The organism is Streptomyces sp. CC0208 (assembly GCF_003443735.1).
Lineage (GTDB): Bacteria > Actinomycetota > Actinomycetes > Streptomycetales > Streptomycetaceae > Streptomyces > Streptomyces sviceus.
In genome coordinates this window covers 7,177,382-7,199,624 of record NZ_CP031969.1, presented here as the reverse complement: position 1 = coordinate 7,199,624, position 22,243 = coordinate 7,177,382, and the positions used below count along the sequence as shown (strand labels likewise).

Genomic DNA, 22,243 nt, shown 5'->3' with positions numbered 1-22,243 from the left:
AGCCGCTTCCCGGTCGTCAGGTCACGTCGTCATAACCGTTGACCCGGTCCGTGGCCGACTGCTCGGGCAGCGCCCGGCTGGCGGAGACGGTCTCGACCTCGCCGATGTCCTCAGGGGTGAGGTCCAGGTCGGAGGCCTCGTCGTCGTCGGGTCCCTCGGCCTCGCGACGGCGCCTGCGCCGGTCGTTGAGCAGGGAGAAGGCGGTCGCCGCGAAGTACAGGACCCAGATCGGGGCGGCGAGCGCCAGCATGGTGAGCGGGTCGGTGCTCGGTGTGGCGACGGCCGCGAACACGGTGATGGCCATGATCATGCCGCGCCACCAGCCGAGCATCCGCTTGCCGGTGATCAACCCGGTGAGGTTGAGGAAGACCAGCAGCAGGGGCAGCTCGAAGGAGAGGCCGAAGACCAGCACCATGCGCAGGACGAGGTCGAGCAGGTCGTCCAGCGGCAGCAGGTTGGAGGTGCCGCCCGGGGTGAAGCCGATCAGCACCTGCGCCGTGGTCGGCAGGACCGTGTAGGCGAAGTAGGCTCCGATGAGGAAGAGCGGAGCGCCCGTGCCGACGAACGCGTACGCGTACTTCTTCTCGTGGCGGTGCAGGCCGGGGGCGACGAAGGCCCACAGCTGGTAGAGCCAGACCGGCGAGGCCGCGACGACGCCGGCCATCAGCGACACCTTCAGGGCCAGCGTGAAGGGCGCCAGGAGGCCGTTGATCGTGATCTCGGCGCACGGCTTGGTCGACTGCGTCGACTTGGCCAGCTCCGCGAAGGACTTGTCACAGCCGACCGAGTCGAGGATCGGCTTGGTGATCAAGTTGATGATGTCGTTGTAGAAGAAGGCGGCGACGACCGTGACGATGACGATGGCCAGCATCGCCTTCGCGAGCCGGTTGCGGAGCTCACGAAGGTGATCCGCGAGAGGCATCCGCCCCTCGGGATCCCTCTCCTCTTTGCGGGCAGACTTGAGCAACCCACGTTCCCATCTCGTGCGGGCGGGCCGGTGATCACCGGCCCCGCGTCAGCGCTTGGTCGTGTCCGTCGGCTCGGTGACCGGGCGCGAGCTCGTCACGTCGCCGGGGGCGGCCTGGATGGTGCGCTGAGCCGGGTTCTGCTCGTCGGTGTTGGGCGGGCCGGCCGGGGTCGCCGTGCCGCTGCCCTCTTCCTTCATCGCCTTGGCCTCGCTCTTGAGGATGCGAGCGGACTTGCCGAGCGAGCGCGCCATGTCGGGAAGCTTCTTCGCGCCGAACAGCAGGATGATGACGACGAGGATGAGAATGATCTCGGGGGCGCCGAGCCTTCCGAACATAAGTCTTTACCTTCTCACCGAGGCGGCTTGTGGGGTGCTGTCCGACCGGTCGGACATGTGTCCGATCAGTCGTGCTGACAGCGATCGTAACGCTCAGGGGTGAACGCCTGGCAATCCCCGTGCGTACTCCCGGTTCGCGGCCGAGCCTCGTTATCCGGACCGCGACCAGCAGCGTACCTGCCGACCCCGCCAGGGTGACAGGGCGAAGTGTCCCAAAACGCATGCGCCGCTCGACTCACACCCAACTCTCAGCCGTACTCACAGTGAGTCGACAGAACGGGCCGTACTGACCGCCGCGCGCTCCAGATCCTCCGCGGCCCTGTTGATGCGCTGCGCGGAGTCCGCGACCTGGCGCCCGAGACGCTGGGCCTCCAGGAAGACCCGGACGGCGAGCACACCGAGTACGGCGAGACCCACGAAACCCACAGCTACCGCGAACATCGGCCAGAACATGACACCGAGCCTAGAGGGTCTAGAGGGTGGAGTGCAGCCGCAGCGTCCGCACCCCGCCGCCGGTCAGCAGCTCCACGATCCGCTCGCCGGCGGGCTTGCGGACGGCCGCGCCACACCCGGGGCAGGTGAAGGAGTAGAAGGTGGTGCGGCTGGTCGCGCCGATGGCGAGGCGGAAAGCGCTGGCGGCCAGCTCGAACCGCTCCCGGCAATCCGGGCAGCCGGCCTTGAAGGTCACCGGAGCCGCGCTTCTCATTCCCGCGAAGGCGGCAGCCACCGAGATACCCGCACCGGACGTCGCCGACTCGCTCAAAGCCCCTGCTCCTGCCTGTCCTGCTGACCGTCGCCCTGCCCGTCGTACTGACCGTCGCGCCCCGCGTCCGCCGTCTGCGCGCCCTGCGCCTCGACCCCGTCGTAGGCCGCCAGTGCCTCGCGGGCCGCCTCGCGGGCGCTGTCGGCGAGGCCGCGCGGCGAGACGATGCGGCCGTCGCGGCCGAGCCGGAGGGCCAGCCTGCGCAGCGATGCCGGGTCGGGGGTGCGGAGGGTAATACGCAGCCCGCCGTCGGAAAGCTCATCCGCACTGTCGTGCGGGTAGTACTCGGCTACCCACCGGCCGCCGGGACCGACCTCGACGACCACCTCGGGGTCCTCGGCCGCGGGCTGCACCAGCCCCTCCGACAGGTCCCTGAGCTCGACCTCGGGCGGCGCGGACGGCTCGTCGAGGATCTTGATCTCGGCGACCCGGTCGAGCCGGAAGGTGCGCCGCGCCTCGGAGCGGCGGCACCAGGCCTCGACATAGGTGTGGCCGACGCTGACCAGGCGGATCGGGTCGATCTCACGCTCGGTGAGCTCGTCACGGGCGGGCGAGTAGTAGCGGATCCACAGCCTCCGGCGCTCGGAGATGGCCCGGTCGACGTCCGCGAAGACACCGCCCTCCGACTCGAAGGTCACCGAGAGCCGGGCGCTGGCACCTGCCGTCTCACCGGCCGCGGTCTCCACCTTGGCGGTGGCTCGCAGCAGCGCCTGCCGGTCGCTCTCCCTGAGGCCGGGCAGCGTGGAGACCGCGCGGGCGGCCACCAGCAGCGCGGTCGCCTCGTCGGCGGCGAGCCGGAGCGGCTCGGCCGTCTCCTCGCCGAGGGCGGCGGGGTTGTGCCACCAGATCCGCTCGCCGTCGGTGTCGATGTCGAGCAGATCGCCGCCGCGGAAGCTGGTGCCGCACATGGGCAGCACATCGAGGTCGGAGACCAGCTCGTCCTCGGTGATCCCGAAGGCGCGGGCCACGTCCTCGACCCGTGCTCCGGGGCGCTCCTTCAGATAGGTCACCAGCGAGAGCATCCGCCGGGTCTGGTCGATGGCGTTCGTGGGCCTGACCGGTTTGCCTGCCACAGTTCTCTTCCGCTCCCCCTCAGCCCTTGGCCACGGCACGCAGCCGGTCCACCACGTCGGCCCGCAACTCGGCGGGCTCCAGGACCACCACGTCGGGACCGAACTCCACCAGCCAGGCGTCCAGGCCGTGGCCGTACGGAATCTCCAACTCGTCCCAGCCGTCGCCCAGTTCCCGCACCGAGGTGGCCTTCGCCCGCAAGGGGTACCCGGCGTCGGTGCGCAGCCGGATCCGGGCGCTGCGGTCCGCGGTCTCCCCCGCCCAGCTGGCCACGGTCTCGCGGACGGTGACGACATCGGGGACCGGGGCCGTGAACCGGGTGCCGCGCGAGCGCACCTTGCCAGTGATCCGGGAGAGCCGGAACACCCGCTCGGCGCCCCGGTCCCGGTCGAATCCGGCCAGGTACCAGTGGCCGCGCCAGCACTCCAGCGCCCACGGCTCGACATGGCGCGGCTCGGGGCGGGCGGCGGTGGCCTTGCGGTAGTCGAAGACGACCGGACGGCGGTCGCGGCAGGCGAGCATCAGCGGCTCGAAGGAGGCCTCGTGCACCGGGATGCGCGGCTCCAGGGCGCCGTGCGCCTCGTACGGGTCGACGTCCTCGGGCAGCCCCGCCGCGCGCAGTTTCTGCAGCGCGCCGCTGGCCGCGCCGGCGAGCCGGGCCTGCTGCCACACCTTGGCGGCCAGGCCCAGGGCGGCGGCCTCCTCGGCGTCGAGCGTGATGGGCGGCAGCCGGTTGCTGTCCCGGCGGGCGAGATAGCCGACTTCGCCGTCGAGGTTCTCCACGGTCTCGATCACGAGCCCGAGTTCGCGCAGATCGTCCTTGTCGCGCTCGAACATCCGGTTGAAGGAGTCGTCGGAATTGGCTTCCAGGTAGGCCTCGATGGACTCCCTGAGCTCACGCTTGCTCAGCGGCCGTCGCGTCCCGAGCAGACACAGCGCCAGGTTCATCAGCCGCTCGGCCTTGGCAATGGCCATCGACGCCCTTCGCCTCCCTATGGTGCTTACGGACGTTGACCGTACCGCCCCGAAGGAGCAAGGCAAAAGCCGAGGGCCCATGCCCGGACAGGCATGGGCCCTGGTCGATCAGGTCCGGTCGGATGTCGTACGGCGATCCGGCCGCGACGCGATCTTTTACGGCTGCTCCGGTGACACCGGTACGACGATCAGACGCCGAGGAGGTCGACCACGAAGATCAGGGTCTCACCGGGCTTGATCGCCGGAGTCGGGCTCTGGTTGCCGTAGGCGAGGTGGGCCGGGATGGTCAGCTGGCGACGGCCGCCGACCTTCATGCCCTGCACGCCCTGGTCCCAGCCCTTGATGACCCGGCCGCCACCCAGCGGGAAGCGGAACGGCTGGCCACGGTTCCAGCTGGCGTCGAACTCCTCGCCGGTGCTGAAGGAGACGCCCACGTAGTGGACGGTGACGGTCTGGCCGGCCTGCGCAACCTCGCCGTCGCCCTCCCAGATGTCCTTGATCTCCAGGTCCGCCGGGGGCGCGCCCTCAGGGAAGTCGATCTCGGGCTTGTCGATGCTCACGTCACTCGCTCCTGCTTGTTCACGGAAAGGCAACAGGGTCCAGTCTTACATCCCGGTCACGGAGACCCGCGCGCATGTCCCCCCGTGCGTCACATCTTCGCGAGGATGTCCACGGTGAAGACCAGCGTGGAGTCCTTCTCGATACCGCTGCCGGCCGGCGGGTTGTCGCCGTAGCCCAGCTTCGGCGGGATGGAGATCAGCACCCGGCTGCCGACCTTCTTGCCGGTCAGGCCCTGCGCCCAGCCCTTGACGACCTGCTGGAGCGAGAACGACGCCAGCTGCTTGCGGCTGTACGTCGAGTCGAACTCCTTGCCGGAGTCCCACACCACGCCCTTGTACTGCACGAGCAGCGTGCTGTCGGCCGCGACCTCGTCGCCGTCGCCCTCGATGACGTACTCCGACACCAGCTTGGTGGGCGCGTCCGCCTTGGGGATCTCGATGGAGGGGGCCTTGCCGTCGGTGTTGGTGCCGACCTTGGGCAGCTTGGCGTCGCCCTGCGCGACGGTCTTGCCCTTGGCGGAGCTCTTCGCGTTGAACGTGTCCTGCACATCGACGACGAAGACCAGCGTGTCGGTGCCCTTGATGCCCGCCTGCGCATTGCCCTGCTTGCCGTACCCCCAGGTGGGCGGGACGGAGAACTGGACGCGGCTGCCGGCCTTCTTGCCCGTCAGGGCGTACCGCCAGCCGTCGATGATGCTGTTCTGCGCGAGCTGGATGACCAGCGCCGTCTTACGGTCGTAGGAGTTGTCGAAGACCTTGGCCGTGTTCCAGATCTGCCCCAGGTAGTGGGCCTGGATGTAGTCGCCCTCGGCGATGGTGGTGCCGCCGCCCGCGATGAGCGTCTTGACCGCGAGATCCTTCGAAGGGTCGCCGCTGCCCTTGGCGACCGTCGGCTTCTCACCGAACTTCGTGCCCGCCGTGACCGCCGGCAGCGGACCGGCGACGATCTTCGGCGGCGGCGCCGGGGAGGCCGAGGACGACGGCGAGGGTGACGCGCTGTCGCTCGCCTTGCTCGAGTCGGACTTGTCGTCACCGCATGCGGCGAGTGTGGCCAGTCCTGCGGGAACGGCGATGAGAAGGGAGCGTCGGCGCACGGTGAAAGCCTCGTAATCGGTCGATCTTGTTGATGGCGTGCGCGCAACTCTACGGCGTGAGAAGGGCGCCGTACGGGAAACGTACGGCGCCCGTGTTGCGTTCCGGCGCTGATCCGGAACGCTTTGCTCACATTCCGGCGATCAGTTTCTCGACCCGGTCGTCGACCGATCGGAACGGGTCCTTGCACAACACCGTGCGCTGTGCCTGGTCGTTGAGCTTGAGATGGACCCAGTCGACGGTGAAGTCCCGGCGCTGTTCCTGGGCCCTGCGGATGAAGTCACCGCGCAGCCGCGCCCGAGTGGTCTGCGGCGGAACGGACTTGCCCTCGAAGATCTTCAAGTCGTTGCAGATACGGGCGGCTTGACCCTTCCTCTCCAGAAGGTAGTAGAGCCCACGACGGCGGTGAATGTCGTGATACGCGAGGTCTATCTGCGCGACCCGCGGGTGGGACATGGTCATGTTGTGCTTGGCCCGGTACCGCTCGATGAGCTTGTACTTCATGACCCAGTCGATCTCGGTGCCGATCCGGTCGAGGTCCTCCGCCTCGATCGCGTCCAGCGTGCGGCCCCACAGCTCCAGGACCTGGTCGACGGTGCCGGTGCGGATCCCGCGCCGCTCGACGAAGTCCACGGCCTTGTCGTAGTACTCGCGCTGCACCTCCAGCGCGGAGGCCTCGCGACCGCTGGCCAGACGCACCTTGCGCCGGCCGGTGATGTCGTGGCTGACCTCGCGGATCGCCCGGATCGGGTTCTCCAGGGTCAGGTCACGCATCACGGTGCCCGCCTCGATCATGCGCAGCACCAGGTCGGTCGCGCCGACCTTCAGCAGCATGGTCGTCTCGGACATGTTCGAGTCGCCCACGATGACGTGCAGGCGGCGGTAGCGCTCGGCGTCGGCGTGCGGTTCGTCCCGGGTGTTGATGATCGGCCGGGAACGGGTCGTCGCCGAGGAGACGCCCTCCCAGATGTGCTCGGCTCGCTGACTGACGCAGTACACCGCGCCCCGCGGGGTCTGCAGCACCTTGCCGGCACCGCAGAGAAGCTGCCTGGTGACGAGGAACGGAATGAGAATGTCCGCGAGCCGGGAGAACTCCCCGTGGCGGGCGACGAGATAGTTCTCGTGGCAGCCGTAGGAGTTGCCGGCCGAGTCCGTGTTGTTCTTGAAGAGGTAGACGTCGCCCGCGATTCCTTCCTCGTGCAGGCGTCGTTCGGCGTCCACCAGGAGTCCTTCGAGAATGCGCTCGCCCGCTTTGTCGTGGGTGACCAGTTCGGTCACGTTGTCACATTCGGGTGTCGCGTATTCCGGATGTGAGCCCACGTCGAGATAGAGGCGTGCGCCGTTTCGCAGAAAGACATTGCTGCTGCGGCCCCATGACACGACACGGCGGAAGAGGTACCGCGCCACCTCGTCGGGAGACAGGCGTCGCTGTCCCCTGAACGTACACGTGACGCCGTACTCGTTCTCCAGCCCGAAAATGCGGCGGTCCATGACTGAACATTACGCCCGATCCCCCGAGCTGAAACGGGGTTCGGCCGCACGGTTTGGATCATTTTCCGATGAAGCCGCAACCACCGCCCGTCCGGCGGGAGCTGCGAGGACCCGCCCGGTGGCCAGCAGGACCACCAGGGACACACCTCCCGCGACACCCGGTACGGCGAAGCCCCACAGGGCCCCTCCACCCTCGACGACCGGGCCCGCGAGCCCCGTTCCGACCGAGGCGCCCACCGTGAACGTCGTCACGATCCAGGAGAAGGCCTCGGTCACCGTCCCGGCCGGCGCGTGCCGGTCGACCAGCACGAAGGCGCAGGCGATCACGGGCGCCAGGAACACACCCGCGAGAACCATCAGCAGCGTCATGGCGACCGCGCCCGGCATCAGCGTCAGCGGCAGGTAACACACCGCCAGAAAGCCCACCAGGACCTGCAGTCGCCGCGCGGGCTCACCGGCCCACTGCCGCGCCCCGTACACCGTGCCGCCCACCAGGGCCCCGAGACCGATCCCGGCCATCAGCCAGCCGTACACCGCGTCCCCGCCGTGCTCGTCCGCGTACGGCACGGAGGCGACCGTGATGGACCCGAGCGCGATCCCGACGAACAGGAACGCGCCGAGCAGCGCCAGGAGTCCCGGCGAGCGCAGCGCACCGAGCCAGTGCGCCTCACGCGGCCCTGAACGCCACGCGCGCGAGGGCGGCGACACGACGACCGAGAGCGCCCCGAGGACCCCGATGACGTTCAGCACCACCAGCGCCGCCTGCGCCGACCAGAGCGACACGCACAGCGTCACCAGCAACGGCCCCACGGTGAACATGACTTCCTGCGCCACCGCGTCCATGGCGTACGCCGTGTGCACCTGGTCCTCGCGGCGCAGCACGCTCGGCCACAGCGCGCGCAGGCCGCCCTCCAGCGGCGGCGTGAAGAGCCCCGCGGCCGCCACAGCCGCGTAGGCGAGCGGCAGCGGCTCGGTGCCGTTGAAGGCGAACACAGCCATCGCGAGGGCCGACAGCACGGCGGACGGGAGCTGCACACGAGGCTGGCCGTGCAGGTCGACGAGGCGCCCGAGCACCGGCTGCCCCACGGCGTTGGCGACCCCGTAGACGGCCGCCAGAGCCCCCGCGAGGCTGTACGTACCGCCCTGCGCCCGGACGAACAGCACGATCGCGATCGCCGCGGTGGCGTTGGGCAGCCGGCCCACCAGCGTCCCCGTCAGCAGGCGCGCCGCATGCCTCGCCCTGAGGATCTCCAGGTATCCCGCGGCCATGTCCCGCCTCCAAGTAATACGTATAACTTCGGCTCCCATACGTACCATGTGCGCTGTTCGGACGTCCAGACGAAGGAGCGGACCCACGGTGGCACGCAGCAGCACGCGACCGACCAGCCGCGACGTCGCACAGGCGGCCGGCGTGTCCCAGGCCGCCGTCTCCCTCGTCCTCGGCGACAAATGGCGCGGCCGGGTCTCCGAAGCCACCGCCGAACGGGTCCGGGAAGCCGCCCGCGACCTCGGCTACCGGCCCAACCTCGCCGCCCGCAACCTCCGCCTCGGCCACACCCGCACCGTCCTCCTCGTCGTCCCCGCCCTCACCACCGAGTTCTTCGCCGGCGTCTACACCGGCGCCGCGCGCGTCGCCGCCGACCACGGCTTCGGCGTCGTCCTGTACCCCTCCCCCGAGGGCATCGGCCCCGCCCGCGACCCCTTCGCCTCCGCCCAGGCAGCCCTCGACGGTGTCATCGCCTCCTCCATGGCCGCCGACGCCCTCACCGCCATCCGCGGCGACCAGCTCCCCCTGGTCATGCTCGACAGCGACCCCTCGGGCAGCCTCGGCGCCGCCACCGTCAACCTGGACATCGCCGACGGCGTCCGCCAGGTCGCCGCCCACCTCCTGGGTCTCGGCCACCGCCGCTTCCTGCACCTCGCCGCCGACGTGCCCTCCTGGACCTTCGAGGTACGCGCGCGTGAACTGGCCGCACGGCTGGCCGCGGTCCCCGGCACCTCCGTCCGCACCGCCCACGCGCCCATCTCGATCGACGGCGCCCTGACCGCCGCCGAAACCGCCCTCGCCGCCCCCGGCCCCCGCCCCACCGCCCTCGTCTGCGACGACGACAAGCTCGCCGCAGGCGCCTACAAGGCCGTACGACGACTCGGCCTGCGCATCCCGGACGACATCTCCGTCACCGGCCTGGACGACCTCGCCCTCGCCACCGCCCTGGACCCCGAGCTGACGACCGTACGACTGGACGCCGAACTGTTCGGCGAACGCGGCATGCAAGCCCTCCTGGCCGTCCTGGAGGGCCGCACACCGCAGGCCGGCGACATCCCCGTCGAACTGGTCGTACGAGGCTCCACGGCCCCGCCCAGCACCTCATGAACGCCCTGTGCCCCGGCCTGGTGATCGGCCGGGGCACAGAAAGGGAAACGGTCAAGCGGAACGGAGAGGGCTACTCCTCCTCGGAGCCCTCCGCCTCGTCCGAGCTCTCCGCCTCGGTGGACGCACCGCCGGCCTCCAGCAACCGACCGAGCTGACGCCCCACGATGCGCTTGAACTTGCGCTGCTGCGGACGCGTACGGTCCAGCACCGCGACCTCCAGCCGCTCCGCCGGGATCTCCCGCTCACTGCCGTTCGTGTCACGGGACAACGCCTGCACGGCCAGCTTCAGCGCCTCCGCCAGGCTCATACCGTCCTGATGACGCTGATCCAGATAGCTGCTGATCGTCTCGGCGTTGCCGCCCACCGCGACCGAGCCGTGCTCGTCCACGATGGAACCGTCGTGCGGCAGCCGGTAGATCTGGTCCCCGTCCGGCGTCTCACCGACCTCGGCCACGACCAGCTCCACCTCGTACGGCTTCTCACCGGCCGAGGAGAAGATGGTGCCCAGCGTCTGGGCGTACACGTTGGCGAGACCGCGGGCGGTCACGTCGGCACGGTCGTAGGTGTAACCACGCATGTCGGCGTAGCGCACGCCGCCGATCCGCAGGTTCTCGTACTCGTTGTACTTGCCGGCGGCAGCGAAGCCGATCCGGTCGTAGATCTCGCTGAACTTGTGCAGCGCGCGGGACGGATTCTCGCCGACGAACACGATGCCGTCGGCATACTGCAGCACGACCAGGCTGCGACCACGGGCGATGCCCTTGCGGGCGTACTCCGCCCGGTCGGCCATCGCCTGCTGGGGGGAGACATAGAACGGCGTCGACACCGGTTATCCGTCCCTTTCTGTGGAAGTCACTGCGATCACCTTGAACAAGACGAGAACCGCCTACAGCAGCGCGGCCCGCGGGCCGTCGGGCTGCTCAAGGCGCCGCTCGAGAATCGAACGGGCGATCTCGGAGGACTCGTCGTCGGTGAGCCGACGGAAGCCGTCCTCGGTGATCACGGTGACGATCGGGTAGATCCGGCGGGCGACATCGGGACCACCGGTCGCCGAGTCGTCGTCAGCCGCGTCGTACAGGGCCTGCACCACGAGCGTGGTGGCCTGCTCCTCGGTCAGGTCGCCACGGTAGAGCTTCTTCATGGCACCGCGCGCGAAGACCGAGCCCGAGCCGGTCGCGGCGAAGTTGTGCTCCTCGGAACGGCCGCCGGTGACGTCGTAGGAGAAGATCCGCCCCCTCTCCCGGTCCACGTCGTACCCCGCGAACAGCGGCACCACGGCCAGCCCCTGCATCGCCATGCCGAGGTTGGAACGGATCATGGTGGACAGCCGGTTCGCCTTGCCCTCCAGCGACAGCTGGGCGCCCTCGACCTTCTCGAAGTGCTCCAGCTCCAGCTGGAACAGCTTCACCATCTCCACGGCGAGACCGGCGGTGCCGGCGATCCCGACGGCCGAGTACTCGTCGGCCGGGAACACCTTCTCGATGTCCCGCTGGGCGATGACGTTGCCCATCGTGGCGCGACGGTCACCGGCGAGCACGACACCACCGGGGAAGGTCACCGCCACGATCGTGGTGCCGTGCGGCGCCTCGATCACACCCTGCATGGGCGGCAGTTGCCGGTTGCCCGGCAGCATCTCCGGCTGGTGCTCGGACAGGAAGTCCATGAAGGACGACGACCCAGGCGTCAGGAAGGCAGCTGGTAGACGCCCGGTGCTACGAGTGTTGGCTTCCACGCGATTCCTTCCAGGTAAGCGGCGGCCCGACGGACGGCGTCGGGATCGTCTCCCAACTTGCCGATGGCCGAATTGCAGTTGAAGCACAGTACGCCTCGGACCCTACCCGTCTTGTGGCAATGATCCACATGCACGGCCGGAGCCTTCAGACAGATCACGCAGAGCCCCATCTGAGAGGCGACCATCTCGTCACGCTCGGCTTCCGTGAGGCCGTAGTGACGCTTCAGGTGTCCCGCACGACCTTTCACCGCTTTGCACGACTTGCAGAGCGTCGCCAGACCGTCCGAGGCGCTACGGTTCCGCTGCCACTCGCTGTGCGGCTTGATCTCGCCACAGGTGCGGCAGTACTTGTGCCCTTCGGGCACCTCTACTCTGGGCCGGACGTTGCACCCCTTGGCCACCTGCCTCTGCTGGTGGTACGCGGCCGCGCACTCCCGGCAGTAGGCCTGCAGGCCATCACGCATCGACTTGTTCTTCGCGAACGCTGCTCGCGGCTGTGCTGCTTGCACCGCGAACAGCGTCTCGCGTCATCTTCGATTGCCAGCTCGCGCATCCCCCGACGCCTTCAATTCGAAGGCTACTCGCCGCCCTTCTGAACGAAGCTTCGAACGAAGTCCTCGGCGTTCTCCTCTAGGACATCGTCAATCTCGTCCAGGACGGAATCCACGTCGTCGCTCAGCTTCTCCTGGCGCTCCTTGAGGTCCTCGGAACCCTGCGTCTCCGCGGTCTGCTCCTCGACCTCCTCGGTGTTGCGTGTGGCCTTCTGCTGTCCGCCGCCGGTGTCCTTGGTCGCCATAACCCCTCACCCCGCTCGGTTCGACGTTCTTGATCAGACCCTACAAGCAGGGTCTGACATCGGCCCCGCAGTTTCTACAACGTACGGGGGCCATCTCGATGATTCCCTCTGGCCGGGTTTTCCACCCTGCGGGGCGACCCGGCCCGGGTATCCGTTCAGTTGCCCGACAACACCCTGACCAGGTCTTCTGCCGTGCGGCAGCGGTCCAGGAGCTCCTTGACGTGATTTCGCGTTCCGCGAAGCGGTTCGAGGGTTGGAACCCGCTGGAGCGAGTCCCGGCCCGGGAGGTCGAAGATCACCGAGTCCCAGGAGGCAGCGGCGACGTCGTCGGCGTACTGCTCCAGGCAGCGGCCGCGGAAGTACGCGCGGGTGTCCTCCGGGGGCTTGGTGCGGGCTCGCTCGACCTCGTTCTCGTCGAGGAGGCGCTTGATGCGGCCGCGGGCCGCGAGACGGTTGTAGAGGCCCTTGTCGGCCCGTACGTCGGCGTACTGGAGGTCGAGGAGGTGCAGCTTGGCGGCGTCCCAGTCGAGGTCGTCGCGGCGCCGGTAGCCCTCCATGAGTTCCCGCTTGGCGACCCAGTCGAGCTCGCCGGCGAGGCTCATGGGGTCGTGTTCCAGGCGATTGAGGGTGTCCTCCCAGCGGGAGAGGACGTCCTTGGTCTGGTCGTCCGCGTCGGCGCCGAAGCGTTCTTCGACGTACTTGCGGGCGAGCTCGTAGTACTCCATCTGGAGCTGGACCGCGGTGAGTGTGCGGCCGCTGCGGAGGGTGACCAGGCGCTGGAGCGTCGGGTCGTGGGAGACCTGGTGGAGTGTGCGGACCGGCTGGTCGACGGCGAGGTCGACGGCGATGAAGCCGTCCTCGATCATCGACAGGACCAGCGCCGTGGTGCCGAGCTTGAGGTAGGTCGAGATCTCCGAGAGGTTGGCGTCGCCGATGATCACGTGGAGGCGGCGGTACTTCTCGGCGTCGGCGTGGGGCTCGTCGCGGGTGTTGATGATGGGGCGTTTGAGGGTGGTCTCCAGGCCGACCTCGACCTCGAAGTAGTCGGCGCGCTGGCTGAGCTGGAAGCCGTGTTCGTGGCCGTCCTGGCCGATGCCGACGCGGCCGGCGCCGGTGACGACCTGGCGGGAGACGAAGAAGGGCGTGAGGTGGCGCACGATGTCCGAGAAGGGGGTTTCCCGCTTCATCAGGTAGTTCTCGTGCGTGCCGTACGAGGCGCCTTTGTTGTCGGTGTTGTTCTTGTAGAGGTGGATGGGCTGGGCGCCGGGGAGCTGGGCGGCCCGTTCGGCGGCTTCGGCCATGATGCGTTCGCCGGCCTTGTCCCAGAGGACGGCGTCGCGGGGGTTGGTGACCTCGGGGGAGCTGTATTCGGGGTGTGCGTGGTCGACGTAGAGCCGTGCGCCGTTGGTGAGGATGACGTTGGCGAGGCCGATGTCCTCGTCGGTGAGCTGGCTGGAGTCGGCGGCTTCGCGGGCGAGGTCGAAGCCCCGCGCGTCCCGCAGCGGGTTCTCCTCCTCGAAGTCCCAGCGGGCCCGGCGGGCCCGGTGCATCGCCGCCGCGTAGGCGTTGACGATCTGGGATGAGGTGAGCATGGCATTGGCGTTGGGGTGGCCGGGGACGGAGATCCCGTACTCCGTCTCGATGCCCATTACTCGCCGTACGGTCATGCGGCCCTCCTTGCCCGGCGGCGCCCTCGGTCGGGGGCGGCGCTCAAGTACCGCTGGCGCTCCGGTGCGTGTGCGGTGCCCGTCCCCGCACTGCGCGACTCGGCGGTACCGAAGAGCCTAGAACGGCTCTGCGCTGGTGGGGAGATCATTTGCGTCATTGCCTTGCTCGCCTTTGATCCGGTTGGTTGCCTGAAAAACAGTCGGCTGCGGGTACCCCGGTGAGGGCACCCGCAGCCGCCCTGTCTTTACAGGTACTGACCGGTGTTCGCCACCGTGTCGATGGAGCGTCCGGTGTCGGCGCCCTGCTTTCCGGTGATGAGGGTGCGGATGTAGACGATCCGCTCGCCCTTCTTTCCGGAGATGCGGGCCCAGTCGTCCGGGTTGGTGGTGTTGGGCAGGTCCTCGTTCTCCTTGAACTCGTCCACGCAGGCCTGGAGGAGGTGGGAGACCCGAAGGCCCTTGGAGTTGTGGTCGAGGAAGTCCTTGATCGCCATCTTCTTGGCGCGGCCGACGATGTTCTCGATCATGGCGCCGGAGTTGAAGTCCTTGAAGTAGAGGACTTCCTTGTCCCCGTTGGCGTAGGTGACCTCCAGGAAGCGGTTTTCCTCGGATTCGGCGTACATGTGTTCCACGGCCGTCTGGATCATGCTCTGGACAGTGGTGGACCGGCTGCCGCCGTGCTCTCCGAGGTCGTCGGAGTGCAGCGGGAGGCGCTCGGTGAGGTACTTGCCGAAGATGTCCTTGGCGGCTTCGGCGTCCGGCCGCTCGATCTTGATCTTCACGTCGAGGCGGCCGGGGCGCAGGATGGCGGGGTCGATCATGTCCTCGCGGTTGGAGGCACCGATGACGACCACGTTCTGCAGGCCTTCGACGCCGTCGATCTCGGCGAGGAGCTGCGGGACGATGGTGTTCTCGACGTCGGAGCTGACGCCGGAGCCGCGGGTGCGGAAGAGGGATTCCATCTCGTCGAAGAAGACGATGACGGGGGTGCCCTCGCTGGCCTTCTCACGGGCACGCTGGAAGACGAGGCGGATCTGCCGCTCGGTCTCGCCGACGTACTTGTTGAGGAGCTCGGGGCCCTTGATGTTGAGGAAGAAGCTCTTGCCGGTGGCCTGGCCGGTGACCTCGGCGACCTTCTTGGCCAGCGAGTTGGCGACGGCCTTGGCGATGAGCGTCTTGCCGCATCCGGGGGGCCCGTAGAGCAGGACGCCCTTGGGCGGGCGCAGTTCGTGCTCCTTGAACAGGTCCGGGTAAAGGTAGGGGAGCTCTACGGCGTCCCGGATGGCCTCGATCTGGCCTCCGAGTCCGCCGATCTGCTCGTAGCCGATGTCGGGGACCTCTTCGAGGACGAGTTCCTCGACCTCGCTCTTGGGGACGACCTCGTAGACGTAGCCGGATCGGGGTTCGAGAAGCAGGGCGTCGCCGGGGCGGATGGTGATGTCCAGCAGCGGCTCGGCGAGCCGTACCACCCGTTCCTCGTCGGTGTGCCCCTGCACGAGGGCGCGCTCGCCGTCCTCAAGGACCTCCTTGAGGGTGACGATGTCGCCGACGCTCTCGAACTCCATGGCCTCGACCACGTTGAGGGCTTCGTTGAGCATCACTTCCTGGCCGCGCCGGAGCTCTTCGAGTTCGACGCTGGGGCTGACGTTCACCCGCAGTTTGCGGCCGCCGGTGAAGATGTCGGCGGTGCCGTCCTCGTTCGCTTCGAGGAAGACGCCGAAGCCGGCCGGCGGCTGTGCGAGCCGGTCGACCTCCTCCTTGAGGGCCACGATCTGGTCGCGGGCCTCACGGAGCGTGTTGGCGAGTCGCTCGTTCTGGGCGGACACGCCGGCCAGGTTGGTCTGCAGCTCGACGATCCGCTCTTCGAGAATCCTCGTGTGTCGCGGAGAGTCGGCGAGCTTGCGTCGCAGGACGGCGATCTCCTGCTCAAGGTAGGCAATCTGCCCGGACGGGTCGTCGGACCCTCGTCCCGGGCGGATGCCGCGGTTCATGTCGTCGTCGTGGGCTGCCACGGTCCTCACCTCCTCCAAGGGGAGCTGGACGCTTCCAGACCCTACCTGGGTGGGTGTCGATTGAAACCCCTAGATCACAAAGACTGTCGAGGTGTGTCCGATCTTCACCCTTGCGCTCTCCCTCACGCCAGGGGAATACCCACCGAACAAGATTGGAAAGCTGCCGGAGGTAGGGTCGAAGTGTTCAACACCCGTCAGAGCTGGCCGGATTCCCGTTCGGTTCGACGCATAAACGGCAGGAGAGATGAGAGTGCAGCAGGAGGTCGGGGCCGGCGGCGAGACCCTGGAGGTCTGGATCGATCAGGACCTCTGTACCGGTGACGGCATCTGTGCCCAGTACGCGCCGGAGGTGTTCGAGCTGGACATCGACGGCCTGGCCTACGTGAAGGGCTCGGACGACGAGCTTCTGCAGGACAAGGGCGCCACAACGCCCGTACCGCTGCCGCTTCTCACCGATGTGGTCGACTCCGCGAAGGAGTGTCCGGGCGACTGCATCCACGTACGGCGAGTTTCGGACAGGGTCGAGATCTACGGACCGGACGCAGAGTGACCGGAAAGCCACCCTGCGTGACCACTGTCTGATTTCTCACAGATGTGAGCGCCTGGGTCAGACGGTGTGCGTGCCCGCGGGGGTCGAACGGACGAACGCGCCGTCCTTCCACTGCCACTTCGCCTTGTCCTTCACGTCCGGACAGCAACTGGGGACGTCGGACGTGGAGTAGCCGAGCAGGGTCGCGAGGACGGCGCCGTCGCTCAGCGTGAAGTCGGTGACGGTGTTGCGGGTCTTCGGGCTCAGCAGGGTGGCGACGACACGGGGTTCACCGGTGCCCTTCGCGTGTGTGATGACGTAGACGGCGTCAGGCGGGGTGCCCATGGGGGCGTCGCAGTGCACCACGACGACTGTTTCCGGCCGTCCGTCGCCGTCGAGGTCTCCGGAGACCCGCTTCTGCACCTTCGCCTTGACCGGGCCGCAGTCGATCGGGAAGTGGACGGCCGCGGGGTCGGGCGCCGTCGTGGCCACCGGGGCGGGTCTGCCCTCGGGGCCGGCTGCCTGGGCTGCCGTCGCGGCGTTGGGTTGCAGGATCGAGGAGAGGGCCACGACCCCCGCGACGGCGGTGGCGGTGGCGACCCAGTGGATCGGGCGGGTGTGCGTGTGTGCCAGTTCCGGGACGGCGGATTGCTGCACTCGGAGCGTCTCCTGTGAGGGCTGTGCCGGTGGGGGGGTGGCCAGCATGGTGCCACACGTCACAGGTGGGGGGGAACGGCGGGGTGGGTACTTGTCCTGGTTGCCCTGGGGGCGTTTTCTGCCGTTCCCTCAACACGAAGGCGTCGGGGTGGAGTTCCTCTGGTCTGCGGGAACTCCACCCCGACGCCTGTTCGTTGATTGCGGCACGGGGCCGGCTCAGCGGCCGGTGCCTCCGTCGGCGTTGGGGCCGGTGTAGTCCTCGCCGTAGGCGCCCTTGGCGGGGCGGCGGCGGCGCATGGGCGGCTCGACGCCGTCGGCGAGGCGACGGGCGGTGAGCAGGAAGCCGGTGTGGCCGATCATGCGGTGGTCCGGGCGGACGGCCAGGCCTTCCACGTGCCAGTTGCGGATCATCGTCTCCCAGGACGTCGGCTCGTTGAAGGAGCCGATCTCGCGGATGGACTCCACGGTCCGGGCGAGCTGGGTGGTGGTGGCGACGTAGCAGCACAGGATGCCACCGGGCACGAGTGCCTTGGAGACGGCCTCCAGGCACTCCCAGGGGGCGAGCATGTCGAGGATGACGCGGTCCACGTCGGTGTCGGACAGGTTGTCCTGGAGGTCGCCGACGGTGAGCTGCCAGGCGGGGTGCGGGCCGCCGAAGTAGCGCTCCACGTTCTGCTGGGCGATCTCGGCGAAGTCCTCGCGGCGCTCGTAGCTGTGCAGCATGCCCTGGTCGCCGATGGCACGCAGCAGGAAGCTGCTGAGCGAGCCGGAGCCGACCCCGGCCTCCACGACGCGGGCGCCGGGGAAGATGTCGGCGAAGGCGAGGATCTGCCCCGCGTCCTTGGGGTAGACCACGGCGGCGCCGCGGGGCATGGACAGGACGTAGTCGGGGAGCAGGGGGCGCAGCGCGAGGTAGGCGACGTTACCGGTGGTGCGGACAACGCTGCCCTCGGGTGCGCCGATCAGCTCGTCGTGCGGGAAGGAACCCTTGTGGGTGTGGAAGTTCTTTCCCTCTTCGAGCGTGAACGTGTAGTGGCGGCCCTTGGGGTCGGTCAGCTGAACCTGGTCCCCGACCTTGAAGGGCCCGCGCCTGCGGGCGGCACCGGTCGGTTCGGACATGTGAACAGCCTACCGGTCCGCGGAGGGGCCGCCGACCACTAGGACGGTCTGGCCATGGCCTTCACGAAGGCGCGCTCCACGTCGGCCGCGGACAGGACGCCGTAGATCTCGCCGGTCTCCTCGACGACGAGGTATTCGGTGGCGGGGGTCGCGCGGAGGGTGTCCAGCAGGTCCTCCCCCGCGAGCTCGGCGGAGACGCGCATGCCGTCGGTGATGTCCTGGGCGAGGCCGCTGACGGCGACCCAGGGGCGGCGGTGTTCCGGTACGCCGACGATGGCGGCCTCGCGGACGAGGGAGAGCGGGGTGCCCTCGGCGTCGACGACGACCAGGGCGCGGGCGCCGGCGTCGTTGGCGCGGCGCAGGGCCTCCGAGAGGGGGGTGTCGGTCTCGACGGGGACCGCGCGGCGGGTGAGGGTGCGGGCGCGCAGGTCGGGGAGGTGTTCGCGCAGGCGGGCCATGCGCAGGCTGTTGCCGGCGCCGGTCCAGATGATCGCGGCGAGGATCGCGGCGAGCAGGGCGTCCATCACGGTGTCCATGCCGACGTTGTCCTCGGCGGAGGAACCGAGGGCTCCGGTCTGGGTGAGCAGCGGGAGGCCGATGAGGACGCAGACGGCGAGGGCGCGGCCGACCCAGGCGGCGGCGATGGTACCGCTCATGGGCTTGCCGGTGATCTTCCAGACGACGGCGCGGAGCATGCGGCCGCCGTCGAGGGGGAGGCCGGGCAGGAGGTTGAAGGCGGCCACGATGAGGTTGGAGACCATCAGGCCGGCGAGCAGGACGCCGGGAACCGTGCCGGGTTCTACGGGCTGCATGGCGACGTAGAAGAGGCCGGCGAGGATCAGGGAGAGCAGCGGGCCGACGAAGGCCAGCACGAACTCCCGGCCGGGGGTCTCGGCTTCCTTCTCGATCTCGGAGACGCCGCCGAAGAACTGGAGCTGGATGCGGCGGACGGGGAGCTTGAAGCGCAGGGCCGCGACGGTGTGGGCCAGCTCGTGGACGAGGACCGAGGCGTAGAAGGCGACCGCGAAGAAGAGGGAGACGAGGTAGCGGGCGGCGCCGAGTTCCGGGAGCACGCGGTCCAGTTGGCCGCCGAACACCCAGGTGATGAGGGCGGCGACGAGGAACCAGCTCGGGGCGACGTAGACGGGCACGCCGAAGGGACGGCCCATCAGAAGCCCGCCGCGCGGCTGGGGGGACTGGGGCGGCGGGTTCTTGGGGGCGCCGGAGTGGGCGAGGGTGCGGTGTTCGTCGGCGGTGTGGGGTTCGCGGGGCTCTTCGGGTCGGGGCAGGCCGGCGCGCTCGCCGGTGTCGGCCTCGGGGGCGGGCGGAGGCTCGACCTCTCCGGTACCGGTCTCGCTCCCGGGGGCCGGGGTCTCGGCGGGTGCGGGGGTGTTGTCGGAGGTCGACGGGTCCTGGGCCGCGTTGTCGTCCGCGGCCGGCTGTCGTACGGAGTCGGTGGCGCCGTCGGTGGACGGGGCGGCGGCCGGGTTCCCGTCCTCGTGCGGGTCGGGGATCGTGGGGTCGGTGGTCTGGGCCGTGGGCCCTGCGTGGGGCTTGGTCGGCCGGTCCGTGCCGGACCGCGGCTGCCCGCTCCCGCCGCTCTCGTCCACGATGTCCCCTCGTTCGAAGCGTCTTCCGCGCCTGCCGTGCGGAAGGTCTCGGGTCGATGGTATGCGGCGGTCGCTGCGCGTTCCGCCCCGGCACCCCCCGTGTTTCCTCAGGGACCACGGCGGTCACAGCCGCGAATGGGTCACTGTCAGTGGCGGGCCGTATGGTCTGTGGTCATGGAGACGAGCACGGAGGGCGTGACCGAGGCCGCCGCCGACGACGCGGGGGCGGCGGAGGCGGTGACCGCCGCGCAGGCCGGGGCGGCGGAGGCGACCGGGCCCGGGACCGCGCCGACGACGGTCGCAGATGGTCAGCAGGGCGCGGACCCGGAGGACGAGGACCCGGCAGCGGCCGAAGCGGCGGTCGCGGCACGACCCACGACGGGCGACGCACCGACTCCGACCGGACCCGGCAGCGCCCCGACGACAATCGCGGACGGTCACGCGGGCACGGCCGACGGAGCCCCGGCGACGGCTGTCGCGGCGCAGCCCGGGACGGGGGACGCGGCGGACGCAACCACCCCGACGGCAGTCACAGCGGGTCAGCGCGGCGCGGGCACGGCCCACGAGGACCCGGGAGCAGGGCAGGCGCCGGTCGCAGCGCAGTCCGCGACCAGTGACGCGCCGGATCCGGCCGAACCAGGAACCACCCCGACTGCGATCACGGTCGGTGAGCAGGGAGGGAACCCGGGCGAGGCGGGCCCGGAAACGGCGGCGGGGTCCGCGACGGTGAAGGCGCCGGACCCGGCCAACCCCAGGACCACACCGCCGATGGGCGTAGCCGGTCATCCCGGCGGGTCCCCCGCCGACGCGGACCCGGAGACGGTCGAAGCGGCGGTCGCGGCACAGCGCGCCATGGTGGAGACACCGGACCCGGCCGGATCCGAGACCGCTCCTGTGGCGATCGCGGACGAGGTGGCGGGGATGCCTGGGGGCGGATCGGTGTCCGGGCCCTCCGTGGCGGCGGCCGTCGCGCCCGCCTCCCTGTCCCCCTCCCGTGCCAATGACTTCATGCAGTGCCCGCTGTTGTACCGGTTCCGGGTGATCGACCGGCTGCCGGAGAAGCCGAGCGCGGCGGCGACCCGGGGGACGCTGGTGCACTCGGTGCTGGAGCGGCTGTTCGACGCGCCGGCCGGGGAGCGGACCGCGCCCGTGGCCAAGTCGCTGATCCCCGGTCAGTGGGACCGGCTGCGGGAGAGCCGGCCGGAGGTGGTGGAGCTGTTCGCCGACGATCCGGACGGCGAGCGGCTCGCGCAGTGGCTCGGAGAGGCGGAGCGACTCGTCGAGCGGTGGTTCACGCTGGAGGACCCGACGCGCCTGGAGCCCGCCGAGCGGGAGCTGTTCGTGGAGGCGGAGCTGGACTCGGGGCTGCGGCTGCGCGGAATCATCGACCGGGTCGACGTGGCGCCGACCGGCGAGGTGCGGATCGTCGACTACAAGACCGGCAAGGCGCCCCGGCCGGAGTACGCCGAGGGCGCGCTGTTCCAGATGAAGTTCTACGCCCTGGTGGTGTGGCGGCTGAAGAACGTGATCCCGCGCCGGCTCCAGCTCGTCTATCTCGGCAGCGGCGACGTCCTGACGTACGACCCGGTCCTCGCCGACCTGGAGCGTGTCGAGCGCAAGCTGCTGGCGCTGTGGGAGGCGATCCGGCAGGCCACGCAGTCGGGCGACTGGCGGCCGCGTCCGACGAAGCTGTGCGGCTGGTGCGACCACCAGGAGCACTGCCCGGAGTTCGGCGGCACTCCCCCGCCCTACCCACTACCGGTGACGTCCGCGATCGGTGAGCAGGGCAGAATGGGGCCGGACTAGCGAAGGAGACTCACGTGGCCATCCGCGTCCTACTGGTCGACGACCAGCCGCTGCTGCGTACCGGGTTCCGGATGATTCTGGAGGCCGAGCAGGATCTCGCGGTGGTGGGCGAGGCCGGAGACGGCCTTCAGGCCATCGATCAGGTGCGGGCGCTGCAGCCCGACGTGGTCCTGATGGACATCCGTATGCCGCGGATGGACGGTGTCGAGGCGACCCGGCAGATCACCGGTCCCGGGCGGGACGGTCCGGCCAAGGTGCTGGTGCTGACCACCTTCGACCTCGACGAGTACGTGGTGGAGGCGCTGCGGGCGGGGGCCAGCGGGTTCCTGCTCAAGGACGCCCCGGCCAACGAGCTCGTGCAGGCGATCCGGGTGGTGGCCGCGGGCGAGGCGATGCTCGCGCCGAGCATCACCCGCCGGCTGCTCGACAAGTACGCCACGCACCTGCCGTCCGGTGACGAGCCGGTGCCGGACACTCTGCACACGCTGACCGACCGCGAGGTCGAGGTGCTGAAGCTGGTGGCGCGCGGACTGTCGAACGCGGAGATCGCCGCGGATCTGTTCGTCAGCGAGACCACCGTGAAGACGCATGTCGGTCATGTGCTGACCAAGCTCGGGCTGCGGGACCGGGTGCAGGCCGCGGTGTACGCGTACGAGAGCGGTCTGGTGCGTCCCGGCGCGCAGTAG

The 22,243-nt window shown here is 69.4% G+C and carries 23 protein-coding genes; 4 read left to right on the top strand and 19 right to left on the bottom strand.

Annotation, left to right across the window (positions count from 1 at the left end; genetic code table 11):
- Window positions 1-16: 16 nt before the first annotated feature.
- From tatC to D1369_RS33020, 10 genes are all read right to left on the bottom strand, one after another.
- Complete coding sequence (tatC, locus tag D1369_RS33065; RefSeq protein ID WP_007380849.1) at window positions 17-967, bottom strand: twin-arginine translocase subunit TatC; 951 nt, start codon at window positions 965-967, stop codon at window positions 17-19.
- Between the two features lie 48 nt (window positions 968-1,015).
- Window positions 1,016-1,303: a Sec-independent protein translocase subunit TatA gene (tatA, locus tag D1369_RS33060; protein WP_007380850.1), complete on the bottom strand. Its 288-nt coding sequence runs from the start codon at window positions 1,301-1,303 to the stop codon at window positions 1,016-1,018.
- Between the two features lie 258 nt (window positions 1,304-1,561).
- A complete protein-coding gene (locus D1369_RS33055) occupies window positions 1,562-1,756 on the bottom strand; it encodes a hypothetical protein (RefSeq protein ID WP_007380851.1) in 195 nt (64 codons plus the stop codon).
- Between the two features lie 19 nt (window positions 1,757-1,775).
- The gene (locus D1369_RS33050) at window positions 1,776-2,066 is read right to left on the bottom strand and encodes a hypothetical protein (protein ID WP_007380852.1); all 291 of its coding nucleotides are present in this window, start codon (window positions 2,064-2,066) and stop codon (window positions 1,776-1,778) included.
- Window positions 2,063-3,139 carry a WYL domain-containing protein gene (locus tag D1369_RS33045; protein ID WP_007380853.1) on the bottom strand — a complete coding sequence of 359 codons (1,077 nt, stop codon included), beginning with the start codon at window positions 3,137-3,139 and terminating at the stop codon, window positions 2,063-2,065. The genes D1369_RS33050 and D1369_RS33045 overlap by 4 nt, the downstream gene beginning before the upstream one ends.
- Before the next feature lie 19 nt (window positions 3,140-3,158).
- Window positions 3,159-4,112 carry a WYL domain-containing protein gene (locus D1369_RS33040; RefSeq protein WP_007380854.1) on the bottom strand — a complete coding sequence of 318 codons (954 nt, stop codon included), beginning with the start codon at window positions 4,110-4,112 and terminating at the stop codon, window positions 3,159-3,161.
- 188 nt (window positions 4,113-4,300) lie between these two features.
- Window positions 4,301-4,672, bottom strand: coding sequence for an FKBP-type peptidyl-prolyl cis-trans isomerase (locus D1369_RS33035; RefSeq protein ID WP_007380855.1), 372 nt, complete (start codon window positions 4,670-4,672; stop codon window positions 4,301-4,303).
- An 89-nt stretch (window positions 4,673-4,761) separates the two neighbouring features.
- Window positions 4,762-5,766 carry an FKBP-type peptidyl-prolyl cis-trans isomerase gene (locus D1369_RS33030; protein ID WP_007380856.1) on the bottom strand — a complete coding sequence of 335 codons (1,005 nt, stop codon included), beginning with the start codon at window positions 5,764-5,766 and terminating at the stop codon, window positions 4,762-4,764.
- A gap of 127 nt (window positions 5,767-5,893) precedes the next feature.
- Window positions 5,894-7,255 (bottom strand): Pup--protein ligase, encoded by a 1,362-nt coding sequence (pafA, locus tag D1369_RS33025; protein WP_007380857.1) that lies wholly within the window; start codon window positions 7,253-7,255, stop codon window positions 5,894-5,896.
- Between the two features lie 9 nt (window positions 7,256-7,264).
- Window positions 7,265-8,524: an MFS transporter gene (locus D1369_RS33020; protein WP_007380858.1), complete on the bottom strand. Its 1,260-nt coding sequence runs from the start codon at window positions 8,522-8,524 to the stop codon at window positions 7,265-7,267.
- 88 nt (window positions 8,525-8,612) lie between these two features.
- Between D1369_RS33020 and D1369_RS33015 the strand changes: the two genes are divergently transcribed.
- Window positions 8,613-9,629 (top strand): LacI family DNA-binding transcriptional regulator, encoded by a 1,017-nt coding sequence (locus tag D1369_RS33015; RefSeq protein WP_037899399.1) that lies wholly within the window; start codon window positions 8,613-8,615, stop codon window positions 9,627-9,629.
- Between the two features lie 70 nt (window positions 9,630-9,699).
- Here the strand turns inward: D1369_RS33015 and prcA are convergent, their stop codons facing one another.
- The 6 genes from prcA to arc all read right to left on the bottom strand — a co-directional run bounded on the left by prcA (window position 9,700) and on the right by arc (window position 15,836).
- Entirely contained in the window at window positions 9,700-10,455 is a 756-nt protein-coding gene (gene prcA / locus D1369_RS33010; protein ID WP_007380860.1) for a proteasome subunit alpha, read from the bottom strand.
- Between the two features lie 60 nt (window positions 10,456-10,515).
- Complete coding sequence (prcB, locus tag D1369_RS33005) at window positions 10,516-11,361, bottom strand: proteasome subunit beta (protein ID WP_007380861.1); 846 nt, start codon at window positions 11,359-11,361, stop codon at window positions 10,516-10,518.
- Window positions 11,313-11,870 carry an endonuclease VII domain-containing protein gene (locus D1369_RS33000; RefSeq protein ID WP_342364916.1) on the bottom strand — a complete coding sequence of 186 codons (558 nt, stop codon included), beginning with the start codon at window positions 11,868-11,870 and terminating at the stop codon, window positions 11,313-11,315. The genes prcB and D1369_RS33000 overlap by 49 nt, the downstream gene beginning before the upstream one ends.
- A gap of 68 nt (window positions 11,871-11,938) precedes the next feature.
- Window positions 11,939-12,157, bottom strand: coding sequence for a ubiquitin-like protein Pup (locus tag D1369_RS32995; protein WP_007380863.1), 219 nt, complete (start codon window positions 12,155-12,157; stop codon window positions 11,939-11,941).
- Window positions 12,158-12,312: 155 nt separating this feature from the next.
- Window positions 12,313-13,824 (bottom strand): depupylase/deamidase Dop, encoded by a 1,512-nt coding sequence (gene dop, locus D1369_RS32990; RefSeq protein WP_202476947.1) that lies wholly within the window; start codon window positions 13,822-13,824, stop codon window positions 12,313-12,315.
- A gap of 245 nt (window positions 13,825-14,069) precedes the next feature.
- Window positions 14,070-15,836: a proteasome ATPase gene (arc, locus tag D1369_RS32985; RefSeq protein ID WP_007380865.1), complete on the bottom strand. Its 1,767-nt coding sequence runs from the start codon at window positions 15,834-15,836 to the stop codon at window positions 14,070-14,072.
- A gap of 244 nt (window positions 15,837-16,080) precedes the next feature.
- Between arc and D1369_RS32975 the strand changes: the two genes are divergently transcribed.
- Window positions 16,081-16,386, top strand: a complete 306-nt coding sequence (locus D1369_RS32975) for a ferredoxin (RefSeq protein WP_007380866.1) — start codon at window positions 16,081-16,083, stop codon at window positions 16,384-16,386.
- A gap of 57 nt (window positions 16,387-16,443) precedes the next feature.
- Here D1369_RS32975 and D1369_RS32970 read toward each other — a convergent pair whose 3' ends face one another.
- From D1369_RS32970 to D1369_RS32960, 3 genes are all read right to left on the bottom strand, one after another.
- On the bottom strand, window positions 16,444-17,022 hold the full coding sequence (locus D1369_RS32970; RefSeq protein ID WP_118082767.1) for a hypothetical protein: 579 nt from the start codon (window positions 17,020-17,022) through the stop codon (window positions 16,444-16,446).
- A gap of 216 nt (window positions 17,023-17,238) precedes the next feature.
- Window positions 17,239-18,141 carry a tRNA (adenine-N1)-methyltransferase gene (locus D1369_RS32965; protein WP_007380868.1) on the bottom strand — a complete coding sequence of 301 codons (903 nt, stop codon included), beginning with the start codon at window positions 18,139-18,141 and terminating at the stop codon, window positions 17,239-17,241.
- A gap of 38 nt (window positions 18,142-18,179) precedes the next feature.
- The gene (locus D1369_RS32960) at window positions 18,180-19,751 is read right to left on the bottom strand and encodes a site-2 protease family protein (protein ID WP_037899401.1); all 1,572 of its coding nucleotides are present in this window, start codon (window positions 19,749-19,751) and stop codon (window positions 18,180-18,182) included.
- A gap of 921 nt (window positions 19,752-20,672) precedes the next feature.
- On the opposite strand from D1369_RS32960, the gene D1369_RS32955 reads away from it, so the two are divergent.
- Entirely contained in the window at window positions 20,673-21,557 is an 885-nt protein-coding gene (locus tag D1369_RS32955; RefSeq protein WP_050789868.1) for a RecB family exonuclease, read from the top strand.
- A 14-nt stretch (window positions 21,558-21,571) separates the two neighbouring features.
- The gene (locus D1369_RS32950; protein ID WP_007380871.1) at window positions 21,572-22,243 is read left to right on the top strand and encodes a response regulator transcription factor; all 672 of its coding nucleotides are present in this window, start codon (window positions 21,572-21,574) and stop codon (window positions 22,241-22,243) included.